Below are 20,482 nucleotides of genomic sequence, written 5' to 3'. Positions count from 1 at the left end.
CATAAACGTCACGTGACGCGGAGACATTCTTGCCTATGGCGACGACCACCACCAAACCCGCCTTCCAGTCGTTCGTCCCTGCCACGGAGTCGCGACCCGAGTTCACCGTTCGCGCACTCCTGCTCGGAGCCGTCTTCGGTATCCTCTTCGGCGCAGTCACTGTATACGTCGGGCTGCGCGCCGGCCTTACCGTAGCGGCATCGATCCCCATCTCGGTGCTGTCGATCTCGATCCTTCGCGCCTTCGGTCGCGCCTCCATCCTCGAGAACAACATCGTCCAGACCACCGGCAATGCCGGACAGTCGATCGCCTCGGGAGTGATCTTCACCCTCCCCGCGCTTATCTTCCTCGGGTTCGATCTCGAATCCACCCGCATCTTCGCCCTCGCCCTCTTTGGAGGATGGCTCGGCGTCCTCTTCATGATCCCCCTGCGCCGCCAGCTGATCGTCGAGGAACACGGCAGCCTGACCTATCCCGAAGGCACCGCCTGCGCCGATGTGCTGATGGCGGGCGAGCGGGGAGGCAGCTTCGCCAGCAGAGTCTTTCTCGGCCTGGGACTCGGTGGCCTCTATACGCTCTTCCAGAATGAGAATCTCTTCAGCCTCTTCCCCTCCACGCCCAACTACTCTCCCGATCTCGGCACGCAGCACCTGCTGCGCGGCGGAGCCATCCGCGCCGACGTCACCCCCGAGTATCTCGGCGTGGGCTACATCATCGGCATGCGCGTCGCCGCGGTCATGCTCGCCGGAGGCGTGTTTTCGTGGCTGGTGCTGATGCCTGCCATCTACTTCTTCGGATCGCACCTCAGTACGCCGCTCTATCCCGGCACTACGCTAATCCGCGACATGAGCCCTTCGCAGCTCTGGTCGACCTATGTTCGTCCCATGGGAGCCGGTGCCGTGGCCTGCAGCGGCCTCATCACGCTTCTCCGGACCGCACCGACCATCCTCGCCGCCCTGACCGAGGGAGTCCGCTCCATCGGCAAGAACCGAGCTGGCAAGAGTGTGTCATCCCGACCGGAGCGCAGCGAAATGGAGGGATCTGCGGCTAGTAGCACTAGTGCTCCTCCCAGGACCGAACACGACCTGCCCTGGTCGGTGGTCATCGGAGGCTCCGTTCTGCTGGTTGTTCTTCTCTGGGTCTTTCTCGAGTTCAAGCCTGTCCCCGGAGCCCAGGTGGGAGCCCTCGCCAACCTCGCCGCTGCCTTTCTGGTCGTCCTGTTCGGCTTCCTCTTCGTTACTGTCTCGGCACGGATCGTGGGCATCGTCGGCTCATCCGCATCGCCTGTTTCCGGGATGACCATCGCCACCCTGATGGCCACCGCCGCCATCTTCCTCGTCAAGGGATGGACGGCTCCCGCCTTCGGGGCCCTTGCCATCACCATCGGTGGAATCGTCTGTATCGCAGCCTCGAATGCTGGAGACACGGCTCAGGACCTCAAAACCGGCTACCTGATCGGAGCCACGCCCTGGAAGCAGCAACTTGCCATCATGATTGGCGTCATCATCTCGGTGCTCTCCATCGGCATGACGCTCAACGCGATGAACAAGGGCCTCGAAAGCTTTCAGCGTATGCCCAAACCCATAGCCATCTCGCTATCTCAGCTTCCGGATGGCGTCCAGAATCAGGGCAGCTTCACCCGCGATCGCATCCATCTCAGCAACCCGGGAATTCCATCCTCAACAGCGCAGGCGAACACTCCGAATTCGCCCGAGAGCGGCGGCGAGATCACCAACGCCCGCAGCTATATCCTGCTCAACGCCATCGGATCTTCCACCCTTGCAGACGGCAAATATCTGTACAGCCCCTCCACCGGCCAGATCGAGATCCAGTGGACGCAGGGCATTGGCAGTGAGAAGGCCGCGGCTCCCCAGGGCCGCCTCATGGCAACCGTAATCAATGGAATCCTCAGCCGTAAGCTGCCATGGTCGCTCGTGCTGCTCGGCGTCGCTCTCGTCATCATGGTCGAGCTGCTGGGCGTACGCTCCCTTACTCTTGCAGTCGGAGCTTATCTCTCCATCGGCACCACACTCGCCATCTTCGTTGGCGGAGTCATCCGCTGGCTGGTCGATCGCGCTGCTGAAAAACATTATGAAAGCGATTCTGAATCAGAGCTTCAGGCATCCCTTGATCTCTGGCTGAGCGACAAGGATGCGTGGCTGGCACAGCACCCCGACTTCAACCCTGCCGATCCCTCGCATCTCGATAAAGACACAGGTCTTCCTGCCAGAAGCATCTGCCTCCGCGATCCCGAACTGGAATCCGAGATCTCGTCCGGCTCTCTCTTCGCCTCCGGGCTGATCGCTGCCGGTGGGATCGTGGGTCTGATGGGAGTTGCCATCAAACTGTACGAGTCTGCGACCGATCGAACCATCCCCCGGTTCAGCAGCTACAATCCGCTCCACCATGACTGGGTCAGTGTTCTCATGTTCGCGCTGCTCGCCTGGTCTCTTTACCACTTCGCGCGCAGGCCGCTCGAACAACCAGATAAGGTATCTAAATGAGATTTTTTTCCGCAGCTCTTCTCTTGTGCTTTGCAACCGCTCCCCTCCTCCATGCCGATGAGGCCTCCAAACGGGCAAAGATCGAGGAACTTGTGCAGATCACGAAAGTCGACCAACTTGCCGATCAGATGACCCAGCAGATGACAGGCCGCATGAAGGCCATGGCTGCGCAGCAGACAGCAACGCGAACTGTAACGCCGGTGCAGCAGAAGACGATCAACGACTACATCGGGCAGATCCAATCGATCACCCGCGGCGCTGTATCCTGGGACAAGATCAAAGCCTCTGTGATCCAGAACTATGATCAGGCGTACACCGAGCAGGAGCTTGACGGCATCCTCGCCTTCTACCGCTCGCCCGCCGGACAGGCTCTCATCGCGAAGTCTCCGCTGCTGATGGGAAAGACGATGCAGCTGATGGAGACTCAGGTGAGCATGGTCCAGCCACAGATCCGCCAGGCGAACGAAGAGTTCAACCGCAAGATGAGGGAACTGGCACCGGTAGCACCAGCCGCGTCCCACACGGCTCCGGCAGGCAAGCCGTAAGCTCTTAGCTCCGCTTGTCTCGGCTCAACTGTTCGTCCCGCCTCTCGATCTCGAGGGTCTCCTGCGGCTTCAAACCCTGCAGGGTATCCAGGAGCATCTGGGGCTGGAACGACTCTACCCGGAAATCCGCGCTCGGACACGTTGACGTTCCGGGCGCGCAGATCACGATCACCGGCACCGTCGGTACCAGAGCTTTCATGCTCCGAGCAAGATCTTCGGCGGGAATGTCTTCCATCTCACAGTCCATGACCACCCCATCGATGGCTGGAAACCGTCGAAAGATCGCCGCGGCCTCACGACCACTGTAAGCTGTCAAAACGTTAAACTTTGCAGTCTCAAGCACCAGCTTCCTGGTAGAGAGAGTGCCCGGAAATTCACGATCTACAACCAGAAAGCACGGCCTGTCCATCTGGGAATTATCTTGGATTGCGAGGTTTTTGGCGAATGCCGCCAAAGGCTGCGGACCTTTGCTTTACCTTTCAATTAGGAAATAGTTTCTGGTCCTACCACTTCTCTGCTAGCATGGCTGCGCCATGAATACCATAAACTCCGCTCGCCGTGACCTTCTCAAACTGGGGGGCATGGGGCTGGCCGCAGCTGCCGCCACCGCCGTGCCTTCCGCCCACGCCGCTCCACGCTCCTCTGCCGCCTTCCCTGCAGGCGCAATCTTCGACATCCGCACCTACGGAGCGGCAGGCGATGGCAAAACCGTCGATTCACCCGCGATCAATAAGGCGATTGAAGCTGCTGCCGCTGCAGGCGGGGGCACCGTATATTTCCCCGCCGGAACCTGGCTCTCCTTCTCCATTCGCCTCAAGAGCCACGTCTCGCTCTTCCTCTCCCAGGGTTGCATCCTGCTCGCGGCTGAGTCTCCGAAGCCCGGCGAGACCACCGGCTACAACGGCGGAACCTACGACGCCGCCGAACCCAACACCGCCTGGGACGCTTACCAGGACTACGGCCACAATCACTGGAAGAACTCGCTGATCTGGGGCATCGACATCCAGGACGTCTCCATCGTCGGCCCGGGCCTCATCTACGGGAAGGGCCTCAGCTTCGGCGCAGGTCCCGGTCGTCCTCCCGGCGCACCGAAGACCACCGGATTCGGTCCGGAACGGCTGGCCGGAACCCCGACGCCCCCACCCACGCGTCCCCCACGTGGCGAGTACCCCATGTACCAGGCCGAGCAGGCTGGCGTGGGCAACAAAGCCATCGCGATGAAGAACTGCCGCAACGTCATCTTCCGCGACTTCTCCATCCTGAAGGGCGGACACTTCGGACTTCTGCTGACCGGCGTCGATAACCTCACCATCGACAATCTCACCATCGACACCGACCGCGACGGCATGGACATCGACTGCTGCCGCAACGTTCGCGTCTCCAACTGCTACGTCAACTCGCCGTGGGACGACGGTATCTGCCCAAAGTCGAGCTACGCTCTGGGCTACGCGCGCGCGACTGAGAACATGACGATCACCAACTGCTACGTCGCCGGGTCCTACGAACTCGGAGCCATGCTCGACGGCAGCTACAAGCGATTCGCCCCGAACACGCAGCACGTCGCCCATAACGGACGCATCAAGTGCGGTACGGAATCCAACGGCGGCTTCAAGAACATCACCATCTCCAACTGCGTCTTCGACGCCTGCATGGGACTCGCGCTCGAGAGCGAGGATGGCGCCCTCTGCGAAGACATCGCCATCTCCAATATCACCATGCGCGACGTCGTCAACGCTCCACTCTTCTTCCGTCTTGGCTCACGCCTGCGTGGCCCGAAAGAGAGCACCAAGGTAGGCACGCTGCAGCGCATTGTGGTCGACAACCTCGTCAGCTACAACACCGTTCCCCACATCTGCTCCATCCTCAGCGGCATCCCTGAATATCCCATCAAGGACGTTAAGCTCTCCAACATCTTCATCCAGCACCAGGGTGGAGGCACCGCCGACGACGCGAAGATCGTCATGCCCGAGAAGGAAGCAGCCTACCCCGATCCCGGGATGTTTGGCCACACCACTCCCTCCCAAGGCTTCTTCCTGCGCCACGTCAAAAATATCGAGATGAGCCATGTCGAGGTTCAGCCTGCCGAGGCCGATCAGCGGCCCAGCTTCTACCTCGAAGAGGTCAATCGCGCTGACTTTATCGCTGTCACCGCGCCCACCAATCCCTCGGCGTTTGCGCTAAATAAAGTCACCGATCTTCGCATCGCCCTCAGCCGTGCTGCAAAGGACACCCAGTTGGAAACTGCCGACGGCAAGAGCCTTTGATCCTTCAGAGAACCTCTCTGACAAAGAGAGGTTCTCTGAAGTTCTCCCACCCACAAACCTCCCTCCACAAACCGATGTCCTCCCGACCGGAGCGCAGCGAAGTGGAGGGATCTGTTTCTCTCCCTCTTACCTCCGCCGTCGGATGCGGGGGGCCACTACCCCATTCGCGCGGAGCTCGAACCTCTAACCGATCACACCACCCGCCGAAGTTGTCATCCTTCGATCTTCGAAGGTCCCTCACCGCACTACCAGGACACGAGCCTCATAAGGGTGCAGCGAAAGCGCGATCGATCTTCCTCCAGCGATGGCCGACGACTTCACCTCCGTGACCTTGCCCGTCCCTGGATCCCAATCCTCCACACGATTGGCCTTGCCGCGCACTATCATCTGCTCATTGAATGTTTTGGGCCCTTCGTTGAACAGCAGGTAGAGATCCGCATCCCTCAGCCGCCGCTTCATAACACGGAGCGACTTGTCCGGGCGCTCCAGACTCACATCGCCCTGCTTCACCGCTTCACGCAATGCCTTCTCGAATCCCGCAGGAACCACCTGCGCTGCCGGCGGCTCTGCAGGTGGCTGTGCCGGAGGCGTTGGTGTCGCCGCGAGCTGAGCGCCAACCTCTACCTTCGCCCATGCAAAGTCCGTCGGCTTCGCCTCCCTGGCATCGCGATACGTCTTTCCTGAGAGCAAGGTGGGCAGATGGTCGAGGAACAGGACCTCGCCTCCGGCCTTCGCGAACTCCCGCAGCCGGTCGAGCGCCGCCTCCGAGATCACTATCTCTCCCGGCAGAATCACCGTCGTATAGCGATTGCCGCTCCTCGTCTCGAACGCTCCCTTGCCAGCCTTCAAGTCCTTCGCCAGCGCATCCTCGCTCACGATATCGAAGTCGATCTGACGCTCCGAAAGCATTCTCTCGGTCGAGACGAACGCCCGGTCGGCTGCCTCATCTCCCATCCACATCGCGCTCGATGGAAGATACAGTGCCACCGACGCCGCAGGCCGACCCATCGACAGCAGATAGCTCATGCGCCGCACATACTCGAGCAGCGCCGGATAGCCTTCCTCGTGCATGTAGGGCGAGCCTGCGTGCCCGCCGGTGCTTGCGGGGAAGTACATCGTCTCCACCAGGTTCACACCTCGTACGAACTGCTCGTTAAGGATGTACCGCGCCATATCGACGTCGGGCTCCGGGCGGTACGCCGCAAAACTCTCCGTAAACGCTCGCGGCCGCCCGTAGACATGCGACACCGAAGAGGCCAGCCTCGGGAAGTCCGAGATCGTGTCCTTCCATATCTGGTGCCAGATGGAATCGATCCCAGGAACCTGCACGTACTGCATATCGCGAAAGAACTCTCCCTCGCTGCGTACCAGGTTCATCTCCATCTCTTCGTGGTTCAGGTGAACCTGATACTCCAGATGATTCGCCGCACACCAATCTCCCTGCGGTTTAAAGAAGCCATCGCGAAACATCTGCGAGAAGACGTCGGAATAGTCCGCCCTCACTCTCCGCTCCTGCTCCGGCATCTCCTCAGGCTTTGCGAACAGTCCCGCCAGATATGGCCGCAGGTCGTAGCCTTTGATCTCTCTGAACCGGTCAAAGAACTTCGGCGTCCACGGCAGTCCACGAATGGAGTAATCCGGTTCATCCCCGCGAAATCCCAGGATGGTCTTTCCGAACTCGTCGCCGACATATCTCTTGTACTGTTCATGCGTAAAGGCGAGATACTGCGCCGTCGCGGCGGGATCCAGGTAATCTTCGAGCGACTGCGATCCATCCTTCACATTCTTCGGATTGGTGTCGCTTCTCGTCGGCGAGGTGCTGAAGCGGTGCTCCACAATCGTCACCTTCCAGCTCCCTTCCGGTGCCTTCCACCTCATCTTCCCGCCGGCAAACGGAATGGCCTCGGTCCCGTCTCGATCCAGACGTGTCGCGGTCACCGCAACCGTCTCCGGTTTCAAAGAGCGCTCCACAACCTCGCCGCCAGCGACTGTAATCGTCTCCGCCGCCACCAGCGACTGCATCCGCAGCTCAGGCCTCTCGGAAGAAAACTTTCCTCCGGCAAATCCACTTGGATATCCGGCATCATCCACGATCCACACCCGCATATCGCGCTTCTTCGCCTCATCCACAAACTTCCGGAAGAACGCAAAGTACTCCGGCGAGAGATAGGCAAACGGTGCACCCCGGCCATACTGCACCGTTACCGCGCGATATCCGAGGCGCTTCATCGTGTCCAGGTCGCGGCGAATGACATCAACCGTTATCGCGCCGCCCATCCCGTAGTAGGGCTCCGGTCCATACTCGGAGGGAGGATTGATCCAGCGCTTTGCGACCTCATTTGCTGCCGGCATCTCGATCTTCTGCCACGCGGGTGCCTGCCCGGTGACGCACTGCGCCAGCGCCAGCACAGTAACCAACACTCCTGCATTTCTGATCACACTATCTCCCCTGCCCATATCGCGTCGTGCGGCCAACTTCACACGCCTGCCTCTTTATACAAATCAAGATAGGAAATAGTTTCAGCAGGACCACTTCGTCGTCCTTCCGTCGGGGAATTCTCTTTGTCTGGAGAGCCTGCCCGTGTTCTCATCGGTCTTTGAAAGACTGAGGAGCCGCTATGCCTTATCTCATCTCCCGTGCGGGTCAGACCTACGGTCCCTACACGCTCGAAGACCTGCAGCGCTACGTTGCAACCGGCAACGTTCTCCTTACAGACCTCGCGAAGTCCGAAGAGATGCCCGACTGGCTGCCCGTCGCCCAGATTCTCAATCCGGCGACTGCACCCCATCCCGCAGCGGGAACTCCTCCAATGCCGTATGCTCCACCTACTGCAGCCTACGGGCAGCCCGCGGCCTACGCCGTGTCTCCCTATCCCGATCCGCCCAACCTTCACTGGGCTCTGGTGCTGCTGCTCGCCATCGTTACCTGCGGCCTCTTCGCCGTCATCTGGGACTTCGTTCAGGTCCTCTGGATGAAGCGGGTTCAGCCCCAGACGCGTGCCTTTCCCTACTTCCTCGGCTACGCCATCCTCTCCTTCGTCAACGGAGGCATATCGGCACGCACCAGCGCACTTGCAATGCACGGCCACCACCACACCTCACCGTTATCCGTCCTCATCAGCATCGGGGTCTTCGTCCTGGTCATCCTGTACCGGTTTGCGATGCGCGATTCGCTCGAAGCCCACTTCAACAGCGCCGAACCAATCGGCCTGCGGCTGGGACCCATCATGACCTTCTTCTTCGGCGGCCTTTACTTTCAGTACCACTTCAACCGCATCAACGAAGCCAAGCAGGGGATGCGCTATCGCAGCGGCCTCTAACGGGAGCCAGGATGATCTCTCCTCTGCGTAACCCGGTGTCTCACCTCCGGCACGCATCTTCTAAGCCGGACTCCTTGCTCATCCACGCCTCCGGCAGGAGGATCACTCTGGGAGCCGCGCTGCTCTGTACCGTTGCCGCTGCCATGCTGTTCCGCTTCCCTCCCGCGGAGTACAGCTTTTATCCGCAATGCCCCATTCACCAGATCTTCGGGATCCTGTGTCCGGGCTGCGGGACCACGCGAGCTCTCGCCGCGCTTCTGCACGGCCACCTCGATCAGGCCCTGCACCTCAATCCCTTCACCATGCTGCTCATTCCGATCGTCATGGCATGGCTGGCTTTTGCGCAGATCCGTCAGCTTCCGCTCAAGCCTCCACCCGTGGCTATCTCGGCGACGCTCATCCTAGCGGCTCTCTTCACCGTCCTGCGCAACCTTTAGATCTGGCACTCAGACCCGCATCCCATCCATCTGGCAGGAACGGCGAATGCCTGGCAAAACGAGAAACGGCCCCGGCATCGATGCCGGAGCCGCCTCTGCAAAATCAGTTACTTTTGGCTACGCCTAGACTGTAACCGGCTCAGCAACCTGGGCCGCCTTCGCATCAGCGGTGCCCGGCTTGCGGATGTCGATGCCGCCCTTGAAGAAGGCACCATCTTCGATCGAGATGCGTGCTGCGATAACATCGCCCGTCAGCGAACCCTCGCTGCGGATATCTACACGATCGCTGGCCTGGCAGTTACCGCGGACCTTGCCCAGAACCACAACTTCGCGAGCCACGATATTGGCTGCGACCTGGCCGTTGCGGCCAACGGTTACGCGATTGCCCGGAAGATTGATCGCACCTTCCACCTTGCCGTCGATATAAAGGGACTCAGATCCCGTGACCTCGCCCTTTACAACCAGCGACTTGCCGATCGTTGCCTGCTCACCCGTTGCACTGGGTGCCGCAGTCGTTCCTGCGCCGGGAGAAGCCGCACGCGGAGCCTCAAAGCTCGGCGCCGGAGGAGTCGGCCGCGACGGTTCTGGTGTTGAGGGGTTGTTGCTTCCCGGCTGATTCGGTTTCCACATATCTGTTTGTATCCTTTCCACTGCTGGAGATGACCCCTCTGCGGGCTCCACTCGGCGTGCCTCCCATAGGCACACGCTCCGTTTTCACGATACTACTCCGCTCACCTTCGCGGTTTAAGCAACATTCACAAGGTATTCCACAGCCGCTGTACCTTCCTCAGCACCTCGGGAAGACTTTCCCTCCCTTCATGAACTTTCTTCCACAGATAACCCCTTTTGTTCCACTCCCCAAAAGTGTTAGCTGTCCGCCGTCCAAGCCTCAGGACCTTTAGATAACATGGCTGCATTCATGCCGTGCCACGGAAAACCTCCGTGCGCTTTTCTATCATCCAGACCAGCTCTCACCGAACCCAAGAACGAGCTGGTCCCTACCCCCGGGTTCGACCAAGTGAAATCTCTTCCCGCAATCCTTCTACTGCTGAGCCTGACTTCGCTTCCTTGCAAAGGCTTCGCAGCAGGATCCAAAACTCACGCCGTTGTACTCGGCGGGACGCGGCGCGTCTCCTACACTCAGCCCGACGCCACGCCCGAGGCTCAGCTCGACCTCACCTCCACCATCAAGGTTCGCCCCTTGATCGTCGACGGCCGCCAGCGCGACTGGACCACGGGAAACATTCACGAGATCACGGACCGTACCTTCGCCATCCGGCGGGCACTTCGCGTCAACGATGCGCTGCCCGCTGACACCAGCCCCCGCTGGATCTGGCAGCCCGGTCCCTGGATCACCGTGGATCGGCTCACCGGTCATATCACTGCGCTTCATCTTCCCGACTTCGACCCGCTCGTCTCGGACGCTGTCTGGTTCCGCGACTACGCCGCGTACTGTGGAACCTCAACCACCGCGAAGGGCTCCAGCCTTTATGTCATCGTCGCGCAGCTGGGAGCCCACCGCCCGGTCTTACAGAAGCGTATCGGCCCCTGGCCGCAGGCCAGTCATGCCACCCCGGTATGCTCTCCCGCAAAGTGGGATCGCCTTCCTCTCCGGGTCAGCATCCAGCCCGCAGGCGCTGAAAGCACCACCTACGATGTCGTTGGAACCTCCTCCATCGTGGAAGAGGGCGATAACGACGACCAGAACTAACCTGTCCCGTGTTGCTTACGATCCACCGGGCTTGATTCACCAGAGCTGGGAGAAGTCCATTAACTTTGGCCTGTCTCCTCTCATCTGTTAGAAAGAACTCAGTAGAGAGAACAAGAGAATAAATCCAGCCCGGAGGGACTCCAGTGAGACTCCTCATCGCCTTCCTGCTTCCCTGGTTTACCTTCTTCACGATCGGACGCCCCTTCGCTGGTGTGCTCTGTCTGATCCTTCAGATCACCCTCATAGGCTGGATCCCCGCCACCATCTGGGCCGTCTACGCTCTCAGCCAGTACAACACTGAGCAAAAGATTCGCCGCGCCTTTCGCAGCTAACTTCAACGCTCCACGCAACCCAGGTACTGGAGGGCTCTCCCCATGAAAGTCATGCGCCTCGCCGATTCCAGCAACACTCCCAGACTGGTTGAAGCCATCTTGCCGGATCCCATCCCGGGACCGGGCCAGGTTGTCGTCCGTGTCTCCGCAGCCGGCATCACTCCCACCGAGCTTGAGTGGTACCCCACCACGCACGATGCCGCCGGTGGCCCCAGAACCGGCGCCGTCCCCTCCCACGAGTTCGCCGGCACCGTCGCTGCCCTTGGGCCGGATGTCCACGACTTCACTCTTGGTCAGGCTGTCTTCGGGATGAACGACTGGTTCGCTCAGGGTGCACTTGCCGAGCTGTGCGTTACAGAGCCCTCCTCGATCGCGCCCGCGCCGATCACTCTCACCCCTACACAGGCCGCCTCTGTTCCCATCGGCGCTCTCACTGCGTGGCAGGGACTCTTTGAGCACGGCCATCTCCATCCCGGCGACCGCGTTCTTGTCCACGGAGCCGCTGGAGCTGTTGGCCACTTCGTCGTTCAGATCGCCCATCTGCACGGTGCTCATGTCATCGCGACCGCATCGGCTGCAAACTTCTCTCTCGTCCGCCAGCTCGGAGCCGACGAGATCATCGACTACCACTCCCGTCGCTTTGAGGACGTAGTCCAGCAGCCGGTCGATATCGTCTTCGATACAGTTGGCGGCGATACTCTCCTGCGTTCGCTTCCTCTGGTTAAAACAGGCCGCTTCGCCGTCACCATCGCTGCCGATAAAGAATCATCAGAAGATCCTCGGGTGCAGCACGCCTTCTTTATCGTCAAACCCAGCCAGCGTCAGCTCATGGAGATTGCTGCCCTGATCGACACAGGCAAGCTCCGGACCTGCGTCGCTGGGGTCGTACCCTTCACCCGAGCCGAAGAAGCCTACACTGGGAGAGTCGCTTATCGCACTGGGCACGGCAAACTGATCGTCGCCGTCAGCCCCGCGGCAGTCATCTAGACGTACACCTATACGTGATGTCGGAGCAGCGGCGTAATCAGCGCCTCAAGTCCGTTCCAGGCAATCTGCACGCCGATGCAGAGCAGGATGAAAGCAATTACCCGCAGAATTCCATGGGTCGTAGACGGTGAAATCTTTGCGGTGATCTGCGGAGCGAATGCGTAGCACACGTAGACCAGCACACCCAGCAGAATCACCGCCACGAACAGCCCTGCACGCGCCAGCACGTTCTCGGTCAGGGTCGTCCCCTCCATGGTGTGTGCGCTCAGCGTCAGCATCACCACCAGGCATCCCGGGCCGGCTGTAATCGGAAACATCAGGGGATAGAAGGTCTTCGACGCCCACATCCCCTGTGGGGCGACCTTGCTGGCTGCCATCTGTGCACCTGCGGCCTGGCTTGCGCTGTCCGCGTCCGGCTGGTTCAACACTCCCCAGCCGATCGCCGCCACCACCACGCCGCCCGCCAGTTGCACGATCGGCAGCGAGATCCCGAAGAAGGACAGGACATAAGACCCGATCAGCTCGATGACCGCGAAGAAGACCACCATGTTGATCGCAATCTGCCGCGCCAGGGATTTGTACACGGCCACAGGCTGGATACCCACCAGCCCCAGGAACACCAACGCTGTTCCAAGAGGATTCACCAGCGGCAGCAGCGCGCTGAATCCCAGTGCGAAGTGCCTCCACAACATGCCCACGAACTTTCCTCCAGCAGCGTTCCAAAAGTCTGTTGCAACGATACCGCAACTTGCGATGGGACATTCCTTCGCGCTCTCCCAGGCCGCGGCAGCCTCGCTCATCTCCTCGTATCATCCCCCTATGGACTCCTTCGACGACCTTCTCCGCCAGGCCGAGCTCGCCCACGGCCACCTCTGCGCTGGTCAGATCCTCGGCGTGCGTCTTGCCCTGCTCGGCTGTCAGCGCCTCGGCATCACCGAGCCCCGCACCAGGGAACGGAAGCGCCTCGTCACCTTCGTCGAGATCGACCGCTGTGCCACCGACGCCATCGCCGTCGTCACCGGCTGCCGCCTCGGCAAGCGCGCCCTGAAGTTCCGCGACTGGGGAAAGATGGCTGCTACGTTTGTCGATCTGCACGCTCCCCTGGAGATGCACCACGACTCCCCTACGTTCAGGGGAATCCGCATCGCTGCGCTTGAGTCCTCCAAGCAGCGTGCCCGCGAGCTCTACCCTCATATCGAAAACAAGAACCAGCAGCAGATGCTCGCCTATCGCGAGATGTCCGAAGCAGATCTCTTCGACGAACAGTGGGTCAGCGTGCCACTTCATCCCCGCGAGATGCCGGGATACAAATCACCCCGCATCTCCTGCGCGATCTGCGGAGAAGGTATCAACTACGACCGCAACATCGTCGACCCGGACGGTCTCATTCTCTGCCAGTCCTGCGCCCTCCCGGAAGCCCGTTACTACCAGCCCCTCGCCTGACCGGGCGCCTCTATCCAGGTCGTGATGCTGAGATCCCGCCGCATCCCCACCTGTCTCGGCCAGTGGATAGAGTACGCATCCGGTGGGTGCATACTACTGGCAAGCCAACCCGGCTAAAGATGTCTATGCGAGAGGAGACGTTCTTGGGACGAGCAACGACCACGGAAATTTCACCGTTCTTCATCGTCAGTAATGTCGATCAAACCTCCCGGTTTTATCGAGAAAAGCTTGGGTTTGAGATTACGTTTCAGGAACCAGATCGGAATCCTTTTTTCGCAATCATTAGGCGCGATGGAGCGCAGCTCTTCGTTAAGGCTGATCAGGATGTGGCACCCCTGTCGAACCATCTACGCCATCCCTCCATGAGGTGGGATGCCTATGTATTTGCACCAGACCCCGATACGCTGGCCGCCGAGTTTGTCGAACGAGGCACGATCTTCAGTACACCACTAAAGGATACGGATGATGGCTTGCGTGGCTTTGAAGTCTCCGATCCGGACGGTTATGTCCTGTTCTTCGGACGTCCGAGATAGATGCCTAAAATTTGGAGCTGACCAGAGCGCTTGCACTCGGCGGACTTCTCATGGAGATCCGTGGGTCGGCCAGATCCTCTGCTGGCCGGCAATGTTCTGACAGCACGCACAGATGTTACGATTGCGTCATTCTGAACGCGGTCGACACAGACCCGTTCCGATCCCGGGCCCCCAAAGACAATCCAGAGTTTCCCAAGCTGTTCCTCGCTCCACATACAGGAGCGAGATAGTCGCTGTTTTTACAAAGGAGTTCTCCCGTGCCCACTCGCAGGTCCGCAATCCTTTCAGCCTTTGCCGCCGCCGTTCTTCTGTCCTTCGCTCTGCCCGCGCATGCCGATCCCTACTCCGCCGTCTTCGTCTATGGGGACAGCCTGTCGGATAATGGGAATCTCCATGCCGTCTCCGGCATACCTCCGGCTCCCTACTACAACGGCCGCTTCTCCAACGGTCCGGTTGCGGTAGAACAACTGGCCGCTCAGCTGGCCGCTCCTCTCTTCGACTTCGCCTGGGGCGGGGCGACCACGGGAGTCGGAAACAGTGGCGATGGCGGCTCGCAGACCAGCCTCGGCATCTTTGGTCTCCCCGGAATGCTCTCCGAGCTGGCGGCCTATCCTGTACCCCCTGCACTCATCCCCAGTTCCCTCTTCGTCGTCTGGGGCGGCGCCAATGACTTCGAGGCCGGCGGCTCGGTGAACACCTCGATCGCCGACATCAACGCGATCGTCGCCTCGCTCGAGGCCAGTGGAGCAACGCATATCCTTGTCCCAGGCCTGCCCGATCTTGGTCTCACCCCGGAGTTCTACGGCGATCCCACGGCAACCCTCTTCAGCCAGCAATTCAATCTCGGACTGCAATCCACGCTTCCGTCCAACGTCATCTATTCCGACGTCTACGGTCTGCTGAACTCCGTAACCCAGAATCCCGGAGCCTACGGATTTACCAACGTGACTACGCCTTGCTTCAACGGAATCACGGTCTGCGCCAATCCCGACCAGTATCTCTTCTGGGACGATATCCATCCCACCACAGCCGCGGACGCTCTTCTGGCCAGCCAGTTCCAGTCGAACGTGTCTCCCGCACCCGTGCCCGAGCCGTCCTCGTTCGTTCTGCTGGCAGGCGGAATGACTGGCCTGGTCACGGTGCTCCGAAGACGCAGACAAGCCTGACCATCGCTCCAGACAGAACAAACCCCGGAGCTCCTCTAACGGAACTCCGGGGTCTTGTTTCGGATCTCTTCTACTAGCCGATTAGTGCTTTACGGCAATTGCGGCGATCTCGATCTTCGCGCCGCCAATCAGCCCGGCAACCTGCACGGTAGCACGCGCTGGCTTGGGATCTGGCATGTCCTTGATGTAAACCTCGTTCATCTTCTTGACGTCGTCCAGGTCGGTCACATACACCGTCACCGAGACCAGGTCGGACATCTTGAAGCCAGCCTTCTCAACCACCTTCTTCACCGCGGCGATAGCGTTGGTCGTCTGCTCAGTGATGTCGGTGCCGGTCACCTTGCCGTTTGCGTCCGGTCCCTGCTGGCCGGCAACGTACAGCGTCTTGCCTGCGACGAATCCGTCACTGAAGGGGTTCCCCTGCTTGAAGTCGATCGCCTTGTTCTGGGCAAAGGCGCTACCCGAGGCACAGACAGTCATGATCCCGGCCAGGATCAACCCGCGCTTCAGCATCAGCGAATACAGCTTCTTCATCGTTCAGTCTCCTGTTTTTAGATTGCTACAGCATCTTCTCATCTCTGCCGTCTTTCGACATCTCACATCTGTCCTAGATCGCGGTTCTCAAGCTATAGATCGAGGTTCTCGAGTTACAGATCAAGGTCTCAAGCTATAGATCGAGGTCTCGAATCCTGGATCGGGGGCAGAACTCGCTGGAGCGATCCCTTTCATACTCTTTTTCTTGTTCCCCTAAACAGAAAAAGGCCGGTGCGGAGAGATCCGCAACCGGCCCTGACAGCCTGCTTTACTTACCATCCACGATAGCCATCGCGGTCATATCCACGATCATGCGCCCAGCGCTCATGCTGCTCGTGACGAGCCCAGGCCTGCCGGCGCAGCCACTCCTGTCGCTCAATCTCGGCGCGGCGCGCCTGCTCCACGCGCAGATGATCGTAGTAGCTGCGACGGGCGTAGTAGTCGGGGTAAGCCGTGTAGCTATATCCATACGCCGGTGTACCAAACTGCACCCCGATGCTGAACTGCTGCGCATCAGCCTTCTTCGGTCCAGCAAAGAGCAGCGCACCCGCCAGCAAACCAGCCGTCATCATCGTTGTAATCATTGACTTCATCTGAGTGGCCTTCATGACAACCTCCACATTCCACTTAACTGAACACTCATTCAGTGGGCCGGTTGCGCGCAACTTTGTGAGCCCATCGGGGTCCTTCACCCGACCTGCCAGCTACCAAAAAGAACCGCGCCCAAAGTCTGAGCGCGGTCTCTGATATTTTCTACGTCCGCGTTTATTTTCTTGCTGCTGGCCAGGAATCGAACGGGGGTGTAGCCCAGGTGGCAGCCGGAGGAGGCACATCGAGCTTCGCCTTCTTCGCTCCCGCAGGTGGAAGCTTTGCGGCGGCCTTCAATGTGACCTTCCCGTTGGGGCCGACCTCATAGGGATCCCAGTGCGGCCAGCGGGGCCGACGGGCCATGCTAGCCTGCTGCTCTGGCGTAAGCTCGCGCTGCATGCCCGGAGTACGAAGCAAGGTCCACTTTCTCGCCTCCTTCTCGGCCTCTCCCGGCGGCTGGTCCCAAGGCAGTGCAGCCCGACCGTTGAGGTCATAGACGAACTTGCCGCTCATCACGGTGAGTTCGCACTCCAGTCTCTCGTGCCCCTTCATCATGGCGCCGGAGCCATCTTCGAATCCGAAGTCGCCATGGCGCACGTTGAGGACAGCGATGTCTGCGATAGACCCGACGGAGAGATTGCCGAGCTGGGGCTGCTGGATCTCGATCGCCGGATGCGATGTCATCTCTGCAATGACCTCCTGCAGGGGAAGCCCCATCGCGAGGAACTTGTCTGCAGTGGTCAGCTGGTCCTTCAGTCCCTCGTTCACATTGTCTTCATGAATGTCAGTCGAGATCGAGTCAGGAATGAAACCGGCCTTGATTAGAGGAACGGCCACACTGAAGTTGAAGCTGGCTCCTCCATGACCTACGTCGAAGTAGATGCCGCGCTTGCGGCCCTCCCACATGCCCTTGCCGGGGCCGCCGGTCTCGGGGTCCTGCTCGCCGCGGAGACCGCTGTACATGTGGGTGTAGATATCACCCGGCCGAAGCTTGTTTTCGAGAAGCTGATCGAGCGGGCGTTCCGCGCGACGCGAGCCAAAGTCGATCATGACAGGGATGTGCGCGACGGTCCCCGCCTTGAGTGCCTGGTCGTAGGGAAACCACTCAGGACCGGTGAAGTGAGCGCTCTTGATGCCTACCACCACACCTGGATATTTGAGTGCCGTCTCCCCGGTCTTCTCGCCATCCATATCCTTCATGTTCTGCTCGATGGGGCCGCTGCCCATGCCTGCTCCGACGATGTTGAGCAGAGCAAGAACCCGCGTCTGCGAACGGTCAATGACGCGCTCCTTGAACTCTGGAAAGTTACGCCATCCCGACGATCCCGCATCCACGACGGTGGTCACGCCGTCCCGCAGAGTGAACCCATCGGGCATGATGGCCCAGTCGCCACCGGCGTAGTCACTCTTCTTCAGACCCCAGAAGACGTGAACGTGGATGTCGATCAGGCCCGGTGTGACATAGAGGCCAGCGACGTTCACCGTCTTGATCGCGGAGCTCGAAGGAATCCCCACAGCGATCTTCGCGACCTTTCCATCCTTGATCGCTACATCCCGAATCGCATCGACCTTGTTCTTCGGATCGATGAGGTGGCCCCCCTTCAGCAGCAGGTCGTACGGCTTCGCCTCCATGGGAGCATTCGCCGCAGCGGTTCCGGGCGCCGCGGCGGACCGCGGCGTAGTCTGCGCAACGAGTTGAGGCGCAAAGGTACACGCTGCAAGTGAGAGTCCGGCACACGCACGAACGAGAAACTTACTATCCATTGAGGCTCCTTATGGCTTTTCTGGGGTTGCTGCGGATCGTTTCGCGAATAAGCAAGCTTTTATAAACGAAAGATCACGCCCCCGCAACGGACATAAGCCCTATCCTGCCCGCTGCGCAGTTTCGTACAGACGCGACGATGCGACCACGGCGTAGGTTCGACCGCAATTCCGGAGCGATGGAAGAGACATTCCCCAGTGTTCCAAACGAGACCAACATCCGCACAACTATGCGAATACGTTTATCTGTCTCCGTAATCGAGCTTTGGATACCAGTCTTTCCCTCGGCCTCCCGGAGTGAGATCCAGCATCAGCCACATCGGATCGAGATCCGGAGCACCGCGCGGATCCTGTCCCGGATCGGCCATCTCGCCGCTCATCTCCCCGCTGTAGAAGTGGCGAACGACACCATCGCGTCGAGTGAAGACGGCGAATCCCGGAACATCGGCGTCCTCCGCGTTGACATACGTCCGCGTGTATTCGCCCGATCCGTCGGAGACAAATGGCAGATGCGCGAAGCTGCGCTGCCTCTTGAACTCCAGCAGCCGCTCGATCGGCGAGCGCGCAGTCACTGCAACCGCAACTCGCTGACGCAGGTTCACAGCTTCTCCATTGAACGCAGCCAGAAACGATGTACACATAGGGCACGGCGCCGTCCGCTGCGGACCGAACATCATGCTGTAGACCAGCAACGTGTCTTTCTCTCCAAACAGGCTGGATAGTCCTGCAACGCCACTCTCCGAAACCAGCTCGAAGTCCTTCGGAATCTCGCCTCCCTCCGGCAGAGCCCTGCGCTGGGCCGCGACACGCTCGATCTGACGGCGTAATTCGATCTCTTCGACGAGCAGCGCATTGCGCGCCCTCCGATACTGCGCGCTCTCACCAGGAAAGTGAGCCTTGTTGGTCGCAACCATCTGCTCGGCAGGAACAAGAGTCTGTGTGTCCGACATAAAACCTCCAGGGCACAATCCTACCCATGCATCTCAAAAGGAAATAGAACAGCGACCTTCACTGGTCACAAAATCCCGCATGAAGTCGCAGTACAAGCAGGAAATCGCAGCACCGGCAGTTCCATAAGCGATCGCCGGAGCGCGTTACTTCGTACTGATATCGGTCTTCTCCATGGGAATCTGCCTCGCAGGTTCATTCAGTGAAAGAATCCCTGTCTTCCTCATTCGAAGCATTCGCAAGCTATTTGTGTTGGGCTCCGTCTATAAGATATGCGAACTGTCGAGTGCGTTCTTTCTTCGGGATCTCACCTGCCTGATCGTATTTCTCATCTCTTTCGGAGTCCTCGTTTCCCTGCGTCCACGCAGACATCCGGCCGCAGCCATGCGACGCAGAAGACGGTTGACGATCACGCTCATCCCGCTGGTCATCGCCGACCCGCTCTCGCAGACCAGACTTTGTGCGCGATATCGAACCATGATTGCGCGCGGCAAGAAGCCCACGGTCATTGTCGCTGCACAACACGTGAACTCGCGGGCTTTATCCGGGCTATCGGTCAGGAGATGCGATTGACTGCCGCGACTTGATATTGGAGAGCACCAGACGTCCTCAGTCCACAGCACATTCGTCACCGTTATGGATTTCTGCTCAGCAAGTTCCGCAGGCTAGGTACGGTTGCGCTACCGACGTCATAAACCCTCCACCCATCCTTTGTGAACACCAAGGTCAGTCGAACGGTCTTCGTGGTTGAGTCGGGGTAATGAAGGATCACAGTCGTGGGAACAAATTGATTCTTTGCAGGATCTACAGTGATGGATTCAACACGAAGCCCGTCCGGGTCTTGGCATGAACAGATTGGATCGAAATCAAGCCGCCCGGCGAAGCCCTGTGGCGTAGCCTCAACATCCCTCTTGATCAAACGAAACAGTGTTGGTGAGAACACATCTTGCCCGTCTTGCCGGAGGAAATCAGGCCCCGAACCTTGAGCTCTACTGTAGCGAGCATAGATCGCTTCGGCAAAATTCCGAGCGCCATCCTTGCCTTGAGCGGTTTGTCCAGCCATACCGAGCAACATCGCCAGAGCAAGCATCGGAGAAAGATACCAGATCGTCAACTGAGACTGGCTTGATCAGGTGTAAAGGGGATTGTTGAACACGCCTATGGCGTGGGGAACCGGCCAGCCGGTCATGGTGATCCTCATGAGCCCCCTGGGCCGGAGTACCTTCCGACGCCCGCGCTAAGTCCGAGGCAAGCTGCGACGACGTACGTTCGTGCGGTCCAACCCGCGTATGGAAGTTTGAGCGACTGTCGCTGAACGCTGCCCGGTTCCCGACCCATAGGAACTCATAGAACTAAGAACAACTGCGGCCTTAATAAGGCAAAAATGCAGTGCACCTGTTCCTGCGCTT

The 20,482-nt window shown here is 59.6% G+C and carries 20 protein-coding genes; 11 read left to right on the top strand and 9 right to left on the bottom strand.

All coding sequences use genetic code 11. The features are described 5' to 3' along the window. Positions 1–35 precede the first annotated feature (35 nt). Both JAO29_RS16340 and JAO29_RS16335 read left to right on the top strand, forming a co-directional pair. Entirely contained in the window at positions 36–2,504 is a 2,469-nt protein-coding gene (locus JAO29_RS16340) for an OPT family oligopeptide transporter (protein WP_334269318.1), read from the top strand. Further along, positions 2,501–3,049, top strand: coding sequence for a DUF2059 domain-containing protein (locus JAO29_RS16335; RefSeq protein ID WP_334269317.1), 549 nt, complete (start codon positions 2,501–2,503; stop codon positions 3,047–3,049). Before JAO29_RS16340 ends, JAO29_RS16335 begins: the two co-directional genes overlap by 4 nt. A gap of 4 nt (positions 3,050–3,053) precedes the next feature. On the opposite strand, the gene JAO29_RS16330 is transcribed toward JAO29_RS16335, so the two are convergent. Next, positions 3,054–3,458, bottom strand: a complete 405-nt coding sequence (locus JAO29_RS16330; protein ID WP_334269316.1) for a response regulator — start codon at positions 3,456–3,458, stop codon at positions 3,054–3,056. Between the two features lie 124 nt (positions 3,459–3,582). Here JAO29_RS16330 and JAO29_RS16325 point away from each other — a divergent pair, with 124 nt between their 5' ends. Then, positions 3,583–5,313, top strand: a complete 1,731-nt coding sequence (locus tag JAO29_RS16325) for a rhamnogalacturonidase (RefSeq protein ID WP_334269315.1) — start codon at positions 3,583–3,585, stop codon at positions 5,311–5,313. Between the two features lie 237 nt (positions 5,314–5,550). On the opposite strand, the gene JAO29_RS16320 is transcribed toward JAO29_RS16325, so the two are convergent. Next, a complete protein-coding gene (locus JAO29_RS16320) occupies positions 5,551–7,752 on the bottom strand; it encodes a glycosyl hydrolase (protein WP_334269314.1) in 2,202 nt (733 codons plus the stop codon). Positions 7,753–7,931: 179 nt separating this feature from the next. On the opposite strand from JAO29_RS16320, the gene JAO29_RS16315 reads away from it, so the two are divergent. Both JAO29_RS16315 and JAO29_RS16310 read left to right on the top strand, forming a co-directional pair. Next, complete coding sequence (locus tag JAO29_RS16315) at positions 7,932–8,633, top strand: DUF4339 domain-containing protein (protein ID WP_334269313.1); 702 nt, start codon at positions 7,932–7,934, stop codon at positions 8,631–8,633. 11 nt (positions 8,634–8,644) lie between these two features. Then, positions 8,645–9,070 carry a DUF2752 domain-containing protein gene (locus JAO29_RS16310; RefSeq protein WP_334269312.1) on the top strand — a complete coding sequence of 142 codons (426 nt, stop codon included), beginning with the start codon at positions 8,645–8,647 and terminating at the stop codon, positions 9,068–9,070. Positions 9,071–9,193: 123 nt separating this feature from the next. On the opposite strand, the gene JAO29_RS16305 is transcribed toward JAO29_RS16310, so the two are convergent. Further along, positions 9,194–9,700 (bottom strand): bactofilin family protein, encoded by a 507-nt coding sequence (locus JAO29_RS16305; protein WP_334269311.1) that lies wholly within the window; start codon positions 9,698–9,700, stop codon positions 9,194–9,196. Positions 9,701–10,088: 388 nt separating this feature from the next. Between JAO29_RS16305 and JAO29_RS16300 the strand changes: the two genes are divergently transcribed. The 3 genes from JAO29_RS16300 to JAO29_RS16290 all read left to right on the top strand — a co-directional run bounded on the left by JAO29_RS16300 (position 10,089) and on the right by JAO29_RS16290 (position 12,100). Beyond that, positions 10,089–10,781 (top strand): hypothetical protein, encoded by a 693-nt coding sequence (locus JAO29_RS16300; protein WP_334269310.1) that lies wholly within the window; start codon positions 10,089–10,091, stop codon positions 10,779–10,781. 143 nt (positions 10,782–10,924) lie between these two features. Beyond that, positions 10,925–11,113, top strand: coding sequence for a YqaE/Pmp3 family membrane protein (locus JAO29_RS16295; protein WP_334269309.1), 189 nt, complete (start codon positions 10,925–10,927; stop codon positions 11,111–11,113). 42 nt (positions 11,114–11,155) lie between these two features. Beyond that, the gene (locus tag JAO29_RS16290; RefSeq protein ID WP_334269308.1) at positions 11,156–12,100 is read left to right on the top strand and encodes an NADP-dependent oxidoreductase; all 945 of its coding nucleotides are present in this window, start codon (positions 11,156–11,158) and stop codon (positions 12,098–12,100) included. 8 nt (positions 12,101–12,108) lie between these two features. Here the strand turns inward: JAO29_RS16290 and JAO29_RS16285 are convergent, their stop codons facing one another. Next, positions 12,109–12,792, bottom strand: a complete 684-nt coding sequence (locus JAO29_RS16285; protein WP_334269337.1) for a MarC family protein — start codon at positions 12,790–12,792, stop codon at positions 12,109–12,111. Between JAO29_RS16285 and JAO29_RS16280 the strand changes: the two genes are divergently transcribed. The 3 genes from JAO29_RS16280 to JAO29_RS16270 all read left to right on the top strand — a co-directional run bounded on the left by JAO29_RS16280 (position 12,791) and on the right by JAO29_RS16270 (position 15,242). Next, on the top strand, positions 12,791–13,543 hold the full coding sequence (locus tag JAO29_RS16280; protein ID WP_334269307.1) for an FmdE family protein: 753 nt from the start codon (positions 12,791–12,793) through the stop codon (positions 13,541–13,543). The genes JAO29_RS16285 and JAO29_RS16280 overlap by 2 nt on opposite strands. 143 nt (positions 13,544–13,686) lie before the next feature. Further along, positions 13,687–14,076 carry a VOC family protein gene (locus JAO29_RS16275; RefSeq protein WP_334269306.1) on the top strand — a complete coding sequence of 130 codons (390 nt, stop codon included), beginning with the start codon at positions 13,687–13,689 and terminating at the stop codon, positions 14,074–14,076. A gap of 257 nt (positions 14,077–14,333) precedes the next feature. Beyond that, entirely contained in the window at positions 14,334–15,242 is a 909-nt protein-coding gene (locus tag JAO29_RS16270; RefSeq protein ID WP_334269305.1) for an SGNH/GDSL hydrolase family protein, read from the top strand. Positions 15,243–15,323: 81 nt separating this feature from the next. Here JAO29_RS16270 and JAO29_RS16265 read toward each other — a convergent pair whose 3' ends face one another. From JAO29_RS16265 to JAO29_RS16245, 5 genes are all read right to left on the bottom strand, one after another. Continuing rightward, on the bottom strand, positions 15,324–15,776 hold the full coding sequence (locus JAO29_RS16265; RefSeq protein ID WP_334269304.1) for a RidA family protein: 453 nt from the start codon (positions 15,774–15,776) through the stop codon (positions 15,324–15,326). A gap of 272 nt (positions 15,777–16,048) precedes the next feature. Next, on the bottom strand, positions 16,049–16,384 hold the full coding sequence (locus JAO29_RS16260) for a hypothetical protein (RefSeq protein ID WP_334269303.1): 336 nt from the start codon (positions 16,382–16,384) through the stop codon (positions 16,049–16,051). Positions 16,385–16,541: 157 nt separating this feature from the next. Beyond that, positions 16,542–18,128: an amidohydrolase/deacetylase family metallohydrolase gene (locus JAO29_RS16255; protein WP_334269302.1), complete on the bottom strand. Its 1,587-nt coding sequence runs from the start codon at positions 18,126–18,128 to the stop codon at positions 16,542–16,544. Positions 18,129–18,367: 239 nt separating this feature from the next. Further along, entirely contained in the window at positions 18,368–19,075 is a 708-nt protein-coding gene (locus tag JAO29_RS16250; protein ID WP_334269301.1) for a DUF899 family protein, read from the bottom strand. A gap of 632 nt (positions 19,076–19,707) precedes the next feature. Beyond that, positions 19,708–20,187 carry a DUF3828 domain-containing protein gene (locus JAO29_RS16245; protein ID WP_334269300.1) on the bottom strand — a complete coding sequence of 160 codons (480 nt, stop codon included), beginning with the start codon at positions 20,185–20,187 and terminating at the stop codon, positions 19,708–19,710. Between the last annotated feature and the right edge of the window lie 295 nt (positions 20,188–20,482).

Origin of the sequence: Edaphobacter sp. HDX4, from assembly GCF_036877565.1 — a bacterium.
Taxonomy (GTDB): domain Bacteria; phylum Acidobacteriota; class Terriglobia; order Terriglobales; family Acidobacteriaceae; genus Edaphobacter.
This window is presented reverse-complemented; position numbering and strand designations above follow the sequence as displayed.

What these genes read in the sequence shown, in the direction of transcription:
- JAO29_RS16340 (WP_334269318.1), top strand. Translation starts at nt 36, where the DNA reads ATGGCGACGACCACCACCAAACCCGCCTTCCAGTCGTTCGTCCCTGCC.
- JAO29_RS16335 (WP_334269317.1), top strand. Translation starts at nt 2,501, where the DNA reads ATGAGATTTTTTTCCGCAGCTCTTCTCTTGTGCTTTGCAACCGCTCCC.
- JAO29_RS16330 (WP_334269316.1), bottom strand. Translation starts at nt 3,458, where the DNA reads ATGGACAGGCCGTGCTTTCTGGTTGTAGATCGTGAATTTCCGGGCACT.
- JAO29_RS16325 (WP_334269315.1), top strand. Translation starts at nt 3,583, where the DNA reads ATGAATACCATAAACTCCGCTCGCCGTGACCTTCTCAAACTGGGGGGC.
- JAO29_RS16315 (WP_334269313.1), top strand. Translation starts at nt 7,932, where the DNA reads ATGCCTTATCTCATCTCCCGTGCGGGTCAGACCTACGGTCCCTACACG.
- JAO29_RS16310 (WP_334269312.1), top strand. Translation starts at nt 8,645, where the DNA reads ATGATCTCTCCTCTGCGTAACCCGGTGTCTCACCTCCGGCACGCATCT.
- JAO29_RS16305 (WP_334269311.1), bottom strand. Translation starts at nt 9,700, where the DNA reads ATGTGGAAACCGAATCAGCCGGGAAGCAACAACCCCTCAACACCAGAA.
- JAO29_RS16290 (WP_334269308.1), top strand. Translation starts at nt 11,156, where the DNA reads ATGAAAGTCATGCGCCTCGCCGATTCCAGCAACACTCCCAGACTGGTT.
- JAO29_RS16280 (WP_334269307.1), top strand. Translation starts at nt 12,791, where the DNA reads ATGCCCACGAACTTTCCTCCAGCAGCGTTCCAAAAGTCTGTTGCAACG.
- JAO29_RS16285 (WP_334269337.1), bottom strand. Translation starts at nt 12,792, where the DNA reads ATGTTGTGGAGGCACTTCGCACTGGGATTCAGCGCGCTGCTGCCGCTG.
- JAO29_RS16265 (WP_334269304.1), bottom strand. Translation starts at nt 15,776, where the DNA reads ATGAAGAAGCTGTATTCGCTGATGCTGAAGCGCGGGTTGATCCTGGCC.
- JAO29_RS16260 (WP_334269303.1), bottom strand. Translation starts at nt 16,384, where the DNA reads ATGAAGGCCACTCAGATGAAGTCAATGATTACAACGATGATGACGGCT.
- JAO29_RS16255 (WP_334269302.1), bottom strand. Translation starts at nt 18,128, where the DNA reads ATGGATAGTAAGTTTCTCGTTCGTGCGTGTGCCGGACTCTCACTTGCA.
- JAO29_RS16250 (WP_334269301.1), bottom strand. Translation starts at nt 19,075, where the DNA reads ATGTCGGACACACAGACTCTTGTTCCTGCCGAGCAGATGGTTGCGACC.